Origin of the sequence: Enteractinococcus coprophilus (assembly GCF_006716305.1) — a bacterium.
In the GTDB taxonomy this organism is placed as follows: Bacteria; Actinomycetota; Actinomycetes; order Actinomycetales; family Micrococcaceae; genus Yaniella; species Yaniella coprophila.
On record NZ_VFOU01000001.1, the window covers coordinates 404704 to 417279 of the forward strand.

The following is a 12576-nucleotide window of genomic DNA, read 5'->3' on the forward strand; positions in this document are numbered from 1 at the left end:
GTTCTTGTTGGCAGCTGAGCTTTTCAGGTCGATTGTGTCCTAGTAATACCGGTCGTAGGGCGCAATATTCCAAACCCGGTCCGCGGTTTTTTCTTCCGTAATGGGTTCTCCGGTCTCCGTCAGAATCTTCCGGGCGACATCGAGTTCCTGTTGTGCTTCGTCTCGGCCCTGATACATGAATTCATCCGAGGCTTCTTCGGAAGCATTGGCGACCTTATCTTCCAACGTGCGAATCACACGTTCTTGTTCTTTGCGAACGTCAGCCTGAGCTTTCTCGACCCAGGCAGGTTGCCGTGCGCGGTTAATGTCTGCGGAGCGTGCATACTCCTGGGCGGTCTGTTTGTAAATCAGCCCAGCATTTTCCTGAATATCGAGCATGATGGTCTCAATGTCATCCTTGGTCAGGTCATCTGGGTTTAACAATTTCTCACGTTTTCGTCCACCGATACCTTTATGTGTCAGATAGTACGGGAACATCGTTTGGATCAGTTTGCCAGCAGGTTTCACTGACTCCCCGTCTTCGTTGAGTCCCTTGGGCTGAACCCCCTGGATGCCGATGCGGCCAGATTCTGGTCGCGCAATCTCTTCTGGTGGGATGAAACCGTGGCGCAGCAGTTCGCGAATCCCTGAGCCCGAGATGTAGATTCGCGTACTGTCATCATGGGCGCAGGTCTTCAACGTGGTGGGTTGTGCGCATCGCACACAGTAGAACACTTCGTTGAAGAAGCGGATATCGATCCCGAGTTCTTCTGGCGTGAATTCATCAAAGATGCCCTGGCTTTCGTACAGCTCGTAGTAATCACCAACGCCTGCATAATCCCGGCCGACAATCTTGTGAGTACACCCCAGATTCTTCAGGATCAAAGCGTGTAAAACGGCCTCGCGAGGTCCGGCAAAAACGTAGGTAACTCGCAGTGGGAACATGATGGTTCGATCTGACGGGTAGTATTCATCGAGCACGCTGCGGTAGGCCAGCATGCGGAATTCGTGACGCGTATATTCACGTTTCGCCATCTCCACCAGTGGCAAGAGCAGCAGTGCATCGACTTCTTCTAACAGATTCTTTTGCATATACTCATGCCCGCGGTGCATGGGGTTCGCGCCGGTCACGAACCCTGCGACACTGGTATATTTTCTTTCTTCGTAAAAGAGACGCCAGGTGTCTTTGGGTTCCATGCGCATGCCTTCAAACGGCCCCCAGTCTGGGCGGTTCAATAAGGTGATCTTGCCGGCGAGCGCGGTATCACCCATCCGGCGGTAGATTGCATCGACGCCCGGGTGTTTGCGGTCCGTGGTGCCAAAGATATGTTTCGCGCGATGCGCCCTGTCGTAGTTAAACAGGTCATCAAGCTTCAGCAGGGCTATCGGCTTGTGATCCTCATCGACTAATACCACTTCGTCGCCCACGGACAAGGATTTGACGACTTCGCTATTGCGCTCACCGATTGGGGCGAAGCTCAATGGAACGGGCCACGGTAGGCCATTAGTCATGCGACCGGTTTCCAAGCACGAGAGATACTCTTGTTCATTCATGAAACCTTCATTGGGTGACAGTACTCCTGTAGCGATGAGCTCCAAGGTGATGGCCGCTTCAAGATCCACCATGATCTTCGGCAGTGTCTGAGCTCTTGCTAGTCCGTCTTCGCGAGCCTGACCTGTTGCTACCCGGTCCACCAACTTGCCACCGTGAGGTTGTTGTGGATACGTTGCGAACTTTTCTTGGTCTAGCACCAACGCTTTTTCTACCATGATTTCCCGCTCTCCTCTTCATATCTCAGACATCTCAAAAGCTCTCAAGCATTGGAACGCCGTCGGAAGGTGTGACGCTGCGCGTGACGGAGAAACTGGTACCGGCTCCTCTAACTGCAGGTAACCACAAATGGAAGTTAAGTGTCCTACGTCACTGCAGCATGTACAGGGGATGGTACTGAGAAAGGCTTCAAAAGTGAACGGCCCACGGTCCAATGCGGTCGGAGCAGCCGTCTGAAGCCCAATAGGTAAGGCGCCTTACTCTTTCGGGCTGACCCTGAATCGGCGCCCAGCAAGTGCTGGGTTGGTTGTACGTGTACTGGTGATCCGTTCTTCGGTGAGCTCTGCTCGTGCGATTCCTACGTCGTCGCCGATCATAGCGATCATGTTACCCATCGGATCAATAATGCAGCTATGCCCCACCCCGGTGGGCGCGGACTGATCTGCAGCCACAACATATACGGTGTTTTCAATAGCGCGAGCACGCAGCAGAGTAGTCCAGTGATTTTCCTTCAAAGGACCTGGAACCCACGCGGCTGGCAGTGCCAGCACATCTGCTCCGGCATCCACAAGCACTCGGGAGACTTCAGGGAAACGCAGGTCGTAACAGGTTTGCAGCCCGATTTTGTATCCGTTGACTTCTAGGATTTGTGGATCCTGGATCGCTCCAGGCACGACCCATTGGGATTCCTGCTGCCCGAATGCGTCGTAGAGATGCAGTTTGCGATACGTGGCTTGGATTTCTCCGCCCTGGATACCAATCAGCGTATTGAAAATCCGCCCGCGCCCATCAGGTTCGCTGACACCCGCGATAAGAGCAATGTCGCGTTCTACGCTGAGCTTGCACAAGGCGGTGACCATAGGGCCGTCGAGATCTTCGGCAGATGCAACGAAGGACTCATCCACGCCTGGTTTACTGAAGGTGGCGTATTCCGGTAAGACGGCCAGCTCAGCTCCTTGGTCGGCTGCTTTGCCTACCAACTGTGTGATGAGCTCAAGGTTTGCTGTTTTGTCGGTGGTCGGAGCGTACTGGATCACTGCAGCGTGAAGATTCATGCGCTTTCTTCCGTATATAGAGGGGTGCTAGAAGAATAACGCTGTAGCGGTCCGAGAAAAAGGTCCTATCACCGTTGATTCCAGGCCTGCTGTTGCAGTGCCTGTGACAATTCGTGGGCATGATGCATCAGTAATTTCCCCAGTTCGTCCCGGCGCGGTTGTTTGAAGCGTGGTTCAATGCCGGTCAGACTTAAGGCGCCAGCGGGGAAGCCCGTGACGTCGAAAACTGGGGCTGCTATCCCCCAGCTGCCTTCAACAATGAGTCCAGGGTTCGTCACGTAGCCCTTTTGCCGCCCGTCAGCGATACGCTCTCGGATGGACTCGGCACTATGGGTGGCTGAGTGCTCCGGGACCAGGTCGTATTCAGCAAGATATTCTTCAACTTGGCGTTTCGGCATGAACGCCAGGATGGCTAATCCTGCAGAGGCTACCCCCAGGGGGAAGCGTCGCCCTTCGTAGAGCACGAAGGATCGAATCGGGAACGCGCCATCTTCACGGACCAAACAAACCGTCTCGTTCCCACGTAGCGTGGAGAAAAACGCGGACTCTTCGGTTTGCTGTGCCAGAGCATGCACATGTTTTTGGGCCGTTTCGGTCACGTCATAGCGTGCTCCTGCGATATTGCCCATGAGGAAGAGCTCTGGTCCCAATAGCCAGCGGCCAGTTTTCGTGTCCTGGTCACAGAACCCTTCGGTAGCTAGAGAGTCTAAAATACGGTGGGCCGTTGGCCGCGCAATACCGGTGGCACGTGCAGCTGCTGAAGTGGTGAGCCCGTCCGGCATCGCTGTCGAGACGACTCGCAGCAGGGCTGCTGCCCGCGATAGTACCTGAACCCCGGATCCCTTTTTTGCCATGTCCATAGTATGGACGCTTCTGGCTGGCAGTGTCACCTTTTGAGCAATTGTCATCGAATTTTTGGGGAACTCTTGTTCTATTCCAAGGGCGTCAGTAGGTTCAACCTCAGATTAGTCAATCACCACATCGTGGACAGATGAAGGAAAACCATGCAATCGAAGTATCAAGATGATGCACTCGAGGCGTTGGCCTCGGTCGTGCAAGATGGAATGACCATTGCCGTCGGCGGGTTTGGATTATCCGGCAATCCCACTCGCCTGATTCATGCGCTGCGTGAGACAGGGGCTAAGGACCTCACGATCGTTTCCAACAATATGGGCATCGATGGCAAAGGCTTAGGCATCCTGTTAGAAAACCGGCAGGTCTCAAAAGTTATCGCTTCCTACGTTGGTGAAAACAGTCTATTTGCCCAGCAGTATCTCTCCGGAGAGCTCGAAGTTGAGTTCTCCCCACAGGGCACCCTGGCCGAGCGACTACGTGCCGGTGGCGTCGGTATCCCGGCGTTTTTCACCGCGACCGGTGTGGGCACCGATATTGCTGAAGGAAAAGAAGAACAAGTCTTCAACGGGCAGCGCTCCATCATGGAAAAAGGCATCCGCGCTGATATCGCCCTGGTCAAGGCGCACACTGCCGACACGGAAGGCAATCTGCGCTACCGTAAGACCGCGATGAACTTCAACCCACTGGCTGCTATGTCGGGTGAATTCACGCTCGCCGAAGCCGAGCACGTTCTGGATGACTTCGTGGATCCAGATCAGGTGCATACGCCCGGCATTTTCGTTCAGGCGCTGGTGGATGCTGATCCGGTCAAGGAAATCGAAAACGTTACCGTCCGCTCCCTGCAGGAGGTTGCATCATAATGTGGACCCGCAATGAAATGGCAGCGATCGCTGCAGCAGAACTCACCGATGGCCAATATGTGAACTTGGGCATCGGTATGCCAACGCTGGTGGCCAATAATCTGCCCGAGGGTGTCTCCGTGAAACTGCAGTCCGAAAACGGCCTACTGGGGATGGGCCCTTTCCCGTATGAGGGTGAAGAAGATGCCGACCTGATTAATGCCGGCAAACAGACCGTGACGATCGAACCGGGCGGCAGCTTCTTCGATTCGGCGACTTCATTTGGCATGATCCGCGGCGGTCACGTCAAAACCGCGATCCTGGGTGCCATGCAGGTCGCGTCAAACGGTGACCTGGCGAATTGGCAGATCCCGGGCAAACTGGTCAAAGGCATGGGTGGAGCCATGGATCTGGTGGCAGGCACCCCGCGGGTGGTCGTGATGACCGATCACGTGGCCAAAGATGGCACCCCAAAAATCGTCACCGAATGCACGCTCCCGCTGACCGGCGCGGGTGTGGTCGACCGTATTATCACCGACCGGGCCGTCTTCGACGTCGTTGACCACCAACTAGTCCTACGTCAGATCGCACCGGGACACACAATCCACGAACTGCTTGACATCACGGATGCACCGTTCGCTGTAGAGCTGGAGGAAGTAGCCGCATGACCGCCTATATTGCAGGATACGCGCGTACCCCATTTACCAAATTCACCGGCCAGTTGGCCACCGAAACCGCCGTTGATCTTGGTGCGCACGCGGTGACTGCAGCCCTAGAACGCGCGGGCATCTCCCCAGAGGACGTGGACCAGCTGATCGCCGGCCAAGTATTGCAGGCTGGTGCCGGACAAAACCCTGCCCGACAGACCGCGATCGGTGCCGGGATTGGGTTCAATAAACCCGCTCAGACACTCAATGTGGTGTGCCTGTCAGGGACCGAAGCCGTCTCGCAGGCCAACCGACTGATCAATGCTGGCGAAGCCGAGGTCGTGGTCGCTGTCGGACAAGAATCGATGTCGCAGGCCCCGCACGTGGCGAACCTACGTTCAGCAACCAAATACGGGGCAGCAAATTTCCAAGATACCGTTGATCATGATGGACTGACCGACGCCTTCGAGCGCATTGCAATGGGTACGCTGACGGATCAGGGCAACTGCCAGTTAGGACTCGACCGAGACGACCAGGACGCCTACGCCGCCCAGTCTCATCAGCGGGCGGCACAGCATCAGGCGTTGCTCGCCGAAGAGATCGCACCGTACACCGTCAAGTCTCGTCGCGTGGAAACGGTCGTCGAACATGACGATGGGGTGCGTGGTGATGCCACCGCTGAGTCGCTGGCCAAGCTGCGCCCGGCTTTTACCCCGGATGGCACCGTGACCGCTGGCAATGCCTCACAAATTACCGACGGCGCGGCTGCCGTTGTGGTGGTTTCCGAGGCCGCCGTTGAGCGTATGGGGTTGAAACCCCTGGCGCGGATTGAGTCCACCGCTTTTGTTGCCGGGCCGGACGTGCAGTTGCACTCGCAACCGGCCAATGCGATCCGGTGCGCGCTGGATAAAGCCGGGTATGACGCCGCTGAGTTGAAGGTCGTGGAAATCAACGAAGCCTTCGCAGCTGTCTCGTTACAGTCGGCAAAGGAGCTGGGCATGGATTTGGAGAAGATCAACCCGCGTGGCGGGGCGATTGCCCTGGGACACCCGATCGGTGCTTCTGGAACGCGAATTGTTGGAACGTTGGCACGCCAACTGGCTGAAGTCGGTGCCGGATCCGTCGGCGCAGCCGGTATTTGCGGCGGTGGTGGCCAAGGCAGCGCCATCATCCTCCGCGCCGTCTAGAGCCAACACACGTCATTGGCGTTGCCTTTCTACTAGGCCGGTGGTCCCCTCAACGGCTCAGGCCGCATAGAGTGAAATCCTTTAGTAGAGCGTTGGATACGTTGCTTCGTTGTTGGACAAGCTCATGTCGGTCGTCTGCACGATGTGCTCCGTGTGAAGGCTTCTACGATTGTCTGTTATCACGGCGCCCAGTTGTCGGGCATTATGGAGGTAAGCGCAAATGTCCTAATTACGGACACGATCTGCAACACCCCGCAGAAGTGGAGCATATTTATGTCACAAGAACCAGCTGATCCCGAATCCCGGCCGGCCGTTGACGGCGCCACCGTAGCCGACGACGGGCGCGGATCCACAAAACGTCGTCAGTTCGAAAACAGTTGGGCGATTTCCCTCTTTGGCACCGCTGTCGGCGCTGGCATCCTGTTTCTTCCAATGAACGCCGGGGCCGGAGGCCTCTGGCCGCTGGTTATCGCGACTGTGCTCATTGGGCCAATGACGTTTTTCGCGCATCGTGGGCTATCGCGATTCGTGTCAGCTTCACAGAACCCCGGTGCGGATATCACCGTAGTTGCCCGCGAGCTTTTCGGCGCAGTTGGCGGACAGGTTGTCACGGTCCTCTACTTCTTGGCGATTTTCCCCATCGTCCTGATCTACGGAATTGCTATCACGAACACCGTCGATAGTCTGCTGGTCGCTCAGTTGAATTGGGGTTCTCCTCCCCGCTGGTTACTTTCGGGGGTGTTGATTGCGCTGATGATGCTCGTGATGATCCGAGGTCAACGCGTGATGCTGGTGGTCATGCAGTGGTTGGTGTATCCGCTGATCGCCGCTCTGCTCGGCGTCACCCTGTACCTCATCCCGTCGTGGCAACCAAGCTTCGTCTCGGAGACGACACACTCTTGGGGTGAGATGGGCCAAGCTCTCTTGCTGGTCATTCCGGTGTTGATCTTCGCGTTCAACTTCTCTCCGGCAGTTTCTCAATACACTTTGGCGATGCAGCGACGGTATGGCTCCGAATCTGATGCCCGCGGCAATGTGGTGCTACGTCGCACCACGATTCTGCTGGTCATTTTCACCATGGGATTCGTTTGGTCGACCATCTTGGCACTGGGGGTCGATGGACTCCAGGAAGCTCGTGAGGCGAACCTCCCGGTGCTGTCTTACCTAGCTCAGGTGATGGATAATCCGTTCATAGGCTATATCGGACCGGCGGTTGCGATTGCGGCAATCGGTTCCTCGTTCTTTGGGCACTATCTCGGCGCGGCGGAAGGAGCCGCCGGCATCATGCGCTCTGTCGCCACAAAGGCCAGGAAGAATCCTTCGGAACAGACCATCAGCGTCACAGTGGCGGTCTTCATCTTCTTATCCACCTGGCTGGTCGCTATCCTCGACATCGGCATTTTGGACATGATCGAAACTCTTGCAGGCCCAATCATTGCCGTGGTGCTGTATCTGATGCCAATGTATGCGATCCATCATTTCGACGCGTTAGAAAGATACCGAGGCAAGGTCTCCAACGTTTTCACTGCCGTCGCCGGGATCGCGGCGGTGGCTTGCATTATTTACCGCATCACCGTAACCGGTCTCTAATCCAGAGCCAACCCGCATGTGCGGCGTCGTTGCTAATGATCTTTCGTTGAGACGTTTTGACGACCAAATGGGAAGGACCCGCGCAGACCGAGAAACTCTACGGTTTTACCACGTTCGGTGTAGCGCTCGTTGATCGCATCGAGGGTGGCTGCAGTGGAATGGTCCCAGATATTAGCTTGGCGCAAATCGATGACCACGTGGTCGGGGTCGAGAGCATATTCGAACTGATTGGCTAGGTCATGCGATGAGGCAAAGAACAGCTGGCCGGTGACCAGGTAGGTGGCAGTGGTGTCATCGACGCTGCGGGAGACCTTGGCAAAGTGGGAGACGCGACGGACGAAGGCGATCATCGCGGCCAGGACACCTAAGCCCACACCGACGGCCAAGTTGCCAGTGACCACGGTGGGAATGACGGTGATGAGCATGACCAGGGTTTCGGATTTGGGCATGTTCTTCAGGGTGCGCGGGGCGATCGAGTGCCATTCGAACGTGGCGTAGGCGACGTAGACCATCACGGCGACCAGCACGGCCATGGGCATCATGCCGACAATATCGCCCAGGCCGATGGCCAGGATGAGCAGGAAGACGCCAGCGACGAAGGTCGAGATGCGGGTGCGGGCTCCGGAGGCGCGCACGTTGATCATGGTTTGGCCGATCATCGCGCAGCCGCCCATGCCGCCGAAGAATCCGGCCAGCATGTTGGAGGCACCCTGGCCAATGGATTCGCGGGTTTTATTCGAACCGGTGTCGGTGATGTTGTCGACCAGTTGCGCCGTCATTAAGGATTCCAGCAGTCCGACCACGGCCATGGCCAGTGCTGCTGGGAAGATGATTTCCAGGGTTTCCAGATTGAACGGGACATCCGGGATGAAGAAGAATGGCAGTTGGCTGGGCAGTTCGCCTTTATCTGCCACGGTGGGGACATCGATGTTGAAGATGATGACGATCAGGGTCACCACGACGATGGCGACCAAGGCCGACGGGACAACTTCGGTGACTTTGGGCCACAGGAAGATGACGGCCAGTCCGAGAGCGAACAGCGGGTAGACGGCCCAGGGGACGTCGATCAAATCGGGCAGCTGGGCAATAAAGATGAGAATGGCCAGGGCGTTGACGAAACCGGTCATGACCGATTGCGGGATGAACTTCATGAGTTTGGCAACGCCGACCACGCCGAGCACAATCTGTAAGATGCCGGCCAGAATTACGGTGGCAAACAGGTATTGGATCCCGTGCGATGCCACAATTGGTGCGATGACGAGGGCGGTTGCGGCGGTGGCCGCGGAGATCATTGCGGGGCGTCCGCCGAGAAACGAGATCGAGATGGCCATGATGCCGGCCGCGTAGAGTCCGACTTTGGGATCGACGTCGGCGATGAGGGCAAACGCGATGGCCTCGGGAATCAATGCGAGCGCGACCACCAGACCGGCCAGGATTTCCGTGCGCATCCAGGCTGGTCGTTTGAAGGTTTCGCGAACGGATTGGCGTAAGGCAGGCGTAACCGTCGCCGCGGACATAAAGCACCTCTGTAGCTGAGTATTTGTGGTCAGATATGCGCGTTGCAGCGTAGTCTGTGAAGATGAGTGAACATGAGTATTCTACCGATCGGGTCCGCGAAGTTGACTCTGGGTCTTTTACCATCAGCTATCGGGTGCGAGTCAACACCACCGTTGATCAGCTCTGGCCGATGGCAGCAAACCCACACCGGCACCATGAGCTGGACGGCAGTGGCTCGCTATCAAAGAAAGTCCGTGGCCCCGAGGTGCTGGCTGAAGGTGACACCTTTAATATTTGGATGCGCCGACTCGGGATCCCCTACACCTTGAAAATGCGAGTGCTGATAGCGGACCCGCAGCATGAGATTGCGTGGCAGCATCCCTCCAAGCACGTGTGGCACTGGGTGTTTGAGCCTGCCGACGACGGCGGGACGTGGGTGACCGAAACATTTGACTATCGGCAGGCCAGTCCGTTGACTATCCGGTTGTGGAAGCTTGGCGATATTTTCAACCAGAACGCCAGCGATATCCGGTCAACATTGCAACAACTTCAAGACCGCTACGCAAAGGAAGCCCATGTCTAAACCACGAGAACTCCGCCGTATCACGGTATTTACGGGCTCGCGTCACGGCAACAGTGACGCCTATGTTCAAGCCGTTGAGGCCTTCGCCCACGCTCTGACCGACCACGGGTACGGGGCCGTCTTTGGTGGCGGCAATGTTGGGCTGATGGGTGTCCTGGCCGATACCGTGTTGGCCGCTGGTGGCGAGGTAACTGGCATCATGCCCGAAGCACTAACGACCGCAGAAATTCCCCACCCGAACCTGACGACGTTAGAGATCGTGCCCAATATGCACGTGCGTAAGGAACGCATGGCCGACCTAGGTGACGCGTTTGTTGCCCTACCGGGTGGGGCCGGTACCCTCGAGGAACTTTTTGAAGCCTGGACCTGGCAACAGTTAGGTATTCATGAAAAACCGGTCGCCCTGCTGAACGTGGCAGGCTTCTGGGATCCGCTACTTGCCATGATCGATCATATGGCTGCTCAGGGTTTCATGCGCCGCGAATTTACTGAGGCGCTCATTGTGGAAACTGAACCAAAGGCACTGCTTGCTGCACTGTCAACATGGCAGCCTCCCAAGCATCCGTGGAAAGATCCCCCGACGAACCGCACTGAACTGCACTCGGGATGACGCTGGGAATCTGAAGACAAAGAGGTGCATTCGCAGGACTAGCAACCGCTCACTTTTGTTCCTCACGAAAGGCCCCTTGATGGAACCCTGCACAACGTCATGGAACGACAGCCCTCCTGCGCAACTCGGTGGTAAAAAGTCTCGTCTCCTACGAACTATCGTGGCCTCCGGTGCAGCTGCACTCGGTTTGTTGTTCACTGGGCTCAGCCCTCCCGCACACGCCGACGTCACGACAAACATCGCTTCAGCTTGTGCTGGGTTAACCGAGTTCACATTTCCCGCCACGACGATAGCCTCCGCCTCAACAGTGCCCAACGGCACCCTGTCACACCGTGGCAAGCCGATCGCACAACACTGCCTGGTCACCGGACGAATGAATGAACGCGTCAGCGCGGTTGATGGCGAAGAATATGCCATCAGTTTTGAGATGCGGCTTCCCACAGACTGGAGCGGGCAATACCTCTACCAGGGCAACGGAGGGCTCAATGGCTTCGTCACTACCGCATTAGGCACTGCAGGCGGCAGCGAAAGTGCCTTACAAATGGGCATGGCCGTCATCAGTTCTGACTCCGGACACACCTCCAGCCAAAATCCCACGTTTGGTCTTGATCCACAGGCACGCCTCGACTACGGCTACCAGGCAACCGGAACTCTGACGCCGATGGCCAAAGCACTCATCGACACGGCGTACGGCTCCGAACCAGAATTCTCTTATATGGCTGGCAGCTCGAATGGCGGACGCCACACCATGGTCGCAGCATCGCGCTATGCCGATGACTACGACGGTTTTTTAGCAGTCGCGCCGAGTTTCCATCGTCCACAAGCCGCCATCGCACAATTATGGGGTGCTCAACAATGGAATACAGTAACCACCAACAAGAATCTCGATTCGGCATTCACCAGTGAGGAACGCGTTCTGGTCGCCGAAGCGATCCTCGAGCAGTGTGATGCGCTCGACGGTCTCGCCGACGGAATGGTCTTTGCCAGTGCCAATTGCCAGGAAATGTTCAATGTTGCACACCATGTTCCCATGTGTGCATCTGATCGTGATGGCACGTGCCTGACGAGTGAACAACAACGCGTTATCACCGACGTGTTCGATGGTGCAACGACAAGCGACGGCTCTGCAATCTATTCCTCGTTTCCTTACGATCCCGGTCTCGTGTCGGAGAGTTGGGCATCATGGCAGTTCAAGGCACCTGTCACGCGAGATTCCGTTGTGCTCGGCTACATATATTCGTCCCCGCCCTACGCTCCTGCGATGAGCTCACTGGGGCAGTTTGTGCTGACTCTAGACATTGATGAAGCCAACGAATCTATCTATGCAACCTCTGAACGGTATGCTCAAAGCGCGGTGGGCTTTATGGTCCCACCGGATCTGACATACCAGGACTTGAAGGCCAGCGGCGGCAAAATGATGGTGCTGCATGGAGCGTCTGACGGAGTCTTTTCCATGGAGGACACATCTTCTTGGTATCGCAATCTGCAGGCCGCTCATGGCGGGAATGCTGCGGACTTCGTTCGATACTATGAAATACCCGGCATGGCGCACACCCGTGGCGGACCAGCAACAGATCAACACGACTCCTTAACTGCGCTGATCAATTGGGTGGAAAAGAACGAACAACCGGAGGCGCTGAATGCCTGGGTGAATCCAGCAAATAAGGCACTGCCAGCTGACTGGTCAACGAATCGCACTCGACCGCTGTGTGCCTACCCAGAAATCGCTTTCTACACCGCAGGTGACCCTGAACGTGCGGCAAGTTTCAAGTGTCGAGTTAGTGAAAGGTCGGAGATACTCAACGCGCGAGTAGCAGCGACCGACGGACAACCCGGCAGCGCAGCTCTTACCCTCACGATCCTGTTCCTAGTGATCCCTGGAATTAGTACTGTGGCGTACATGTGGAAGCGTCGCAAGCATAGCTAGACCAGGAAATCTGTCGCGACGGACCCTCAACAAAGC

11 protein-coding genes are annotated in these 12576 nt (G+C 56.5%); 7 read left to right on the plus strand and 4 right to left on the minus strand.

What is annotated here, in order from left to right; translation table 11 throughout:
- Nucleotides 1–39: 39 nt before the first annotated feature.
- From FB556_RS01900 to FB556_RS01910, 3 genes are all read right to left on the minus strand, one after another.
- Nucleotides 40–1749: a sulfate adenylyltransferase gene (locus tag FB556_RS01900; RefSeq protein WP_141864237.1), complete on the minus strand. Its 1710-nt coding sequence runs from the start codon at nt 1747–1749 to the stop codon at nt 40–42.
- 258 nt (nt 1750–2007) lie between these two features.
- Nucleotides 2008–2805, minus strand: coding sequence for a carbon-nitrogen hydrolase family protein (locus FB556_RS01905; RefSeq protein WP_141864239.1), 798 nt, complete (start codon nt 2803–2805; stop codon nt 2008–2010).
- A 68-nt stretch (nt 2806–2873) separates the two neighbouring features.
- The gene (locus FB556_RS01910; protein ID WP_141864241.1) at nt 2874–3659 is read right to left on the minus strand and encodes an IclR family transcriptional regulator domain-containing protein; all 786 of its coding nucleotides are present in this window, start codon (nt 3657–3659) and stop codon (nt 2874–2876) included.
- Nucleotides 3660–3809: 150 nt separating this feature from the next.
- Here FB556_RS01910 and FB556_RS01915 point away from each other — a divergent pair, with 150 nt between their 5' ends.
- From FB556_RS01915 to FB556_RS01930, 4 genes are all read left to right on the plus strand, one after another.
- Nucleotides 3810–4520 carry a CoA transferase subunit A gene (locus FB556_RS01915; RefSeq protein ID WP_141864243.1) on the plus strand — a complete coding sequence of 237 codons (711 nt, stop codon included), beginning with the start codon at nt 3810–3812 and terminating at the stop codon, nt 4518–4520.
- Nucleotides 4517–5167, plus strand: a complete 651-nt coding sequence (locus FB556_RS01920; RefSeq protein WP_211343979.1) for a 3-oxoacid CoA-transferase subunit B — start codon at nt 4517–4519, stop codon at nt 5165–5167. Before FB556_RS01915 ends, FB556_RS01920 begins: the two co-directional genes overlap by 4 nt.
- Nucleotides 5164–6333, plus strand: a complete 1170-nt coding sequence (locus tag FB556_RS01925; protein WP_141864247.1) for an acetyl-CoA C-acyltransferase — start codon at nt 5164–5166, stop codon at nt 6331–6333. Before FB556_RS01920 ends, FB556_RS01925 begins: the two co-directional genes overlap by 4 nt.
- 273 nt (nt 6334–6606) lie before the next feature.
- Entirely contained in the window at nt 6607–7923 is a 1317-nt protein-coding gene (locus FB556_RS01930) for an SLC5/6 family protein (protein ID WP_211343947.1), read from the plus strand.
- 32 nt (nt 7924–7955) lie between these two features.
- Here the strand turns inward: FB556_RS01930 and FB556_RS01935 are convergent, their stop codons facing one another.
- On the minus strand, nt 7956–9440 hold the full coding sequence (locus tag FB556_RS01935; protein ID WP_141864248.1) for a SulP family inorganic anion transporter: 1485 nt from the start codon (nt 9438–9440) through the stop codon (nt 7956–7958).
- A gap of 62 nt (nt 9441–9502) precedes the next feature.
- Between FB556_RS01935 and FB556_RS01940 the strand changes: the two genes are divergently transcribed.
- From FB556_RS01940 to FB556_RS01950, 3 genes are all read left to right on the plus strand, one after another.
- The gene (locus FB556_RS01940; RefSeq protein ID WP_141864250.1) at nt 9503–10003 is read left to right on the plus strand and encodes an SRPBCC family protein; all 501 of its coding nucleotides are present in this window, start codon (nt 9503–9505) and stop codon (nt 10001–10003) included.
- Nucleotides 9996–10613, plus strand: coding sequence for an LOG family protein (locus FB556_RS01945; RefSeq protein ID WP_141864252.1), 618 nt, complete (start codon nt 9996–9998; stop codon nt 10611–10613). Before FB556_RS01940 ends, FB556_RS01945 begins: the two co-directional genes overlap by 8 nt.
- 160 nt (nt 10614–10773) lie before the next feature.
- Entirely contained in the window at nt 10774–12540 is a 1767-nt protein-coding gene (locus tag FB556_RS01950; RefSeq protein WP_211343948.1) for a tannase/feruloyl esterase family alpha/beta hydrolase, read from the plus strand.
- Nucleotides 12541–12576 lie beyond the last annotated feature (36 nt).

What these genes read in the sequence shown, in the direction of transcription:
- FB556_RS01925 (WP_141864247.1), top strand. Translation starts at nt 5,164, where the DNA reads ATGACCGCCTATATTGCAGGATACGCGCGTACCCCATTTACCAAATTC.
- FB556_RS01910 (WP_141864241.1), bottom strand. Translation starts at nt 3,659, where the DNA reads ATGGCAAAAAAGGGATCCGGGGTTCAGGTACTATCGCGGGCAGCAGCC.
- FB556_RS01945 (WP_141864252.1), top strand. Translation starts at nt 9,996, where the DNA reads ATGTCTAAACCACGAGAACTCCGCCGTATCACGGTATTTACGGGCTCG.
- FB556_RS01940 (WP_141864250.1), top strand. Translation starts at nt 9,503, where the DNA reads ATGAGTGAACATGAGTATTCTACCGATCGGGTCCGCGAAGTTGACTCT.
- FB556_RS01935 (WP_141864248.1), bottom strand. Translation starts at nt 9,440, where the DNA reads ATGTCCGCGGCGACGGTTACGCCTGCCTTACGCCAATCCGTTCGCGAA.
- FB556_RS01905 (WP_141864239.1), bottom strand. Translation starts at nt 2,805, where the DNA reads ATGAATCTTCACGCTGCAGTGATCCAGTACGCTCCGACCACCGACAAA.
- FB556_RS01930 (WP_211343947.1), top strand. Translation starts at nt 6,607, where the DNA reads ATGTCACAAGAACCAGCTGATCCCGAATCCCGGCCGGCCGTTGACGGC.
- FB556_RS01900 (WP_141864237.1), bottom strand. Translation starts at nt 1,749, where the DNA reads ATGGTAGAAAAAGCGTTGGTGCTAGACCAAGAAAAGTTCGCAACGTAT.
- FB556_RS01915 (WP_141864243.1), top strand. Translation starts at nt 3,810, where the DNA reads ATGCAATCGAAGTATCAAGATGATGCACTCGAGGCGTTGGCCTCGGTC.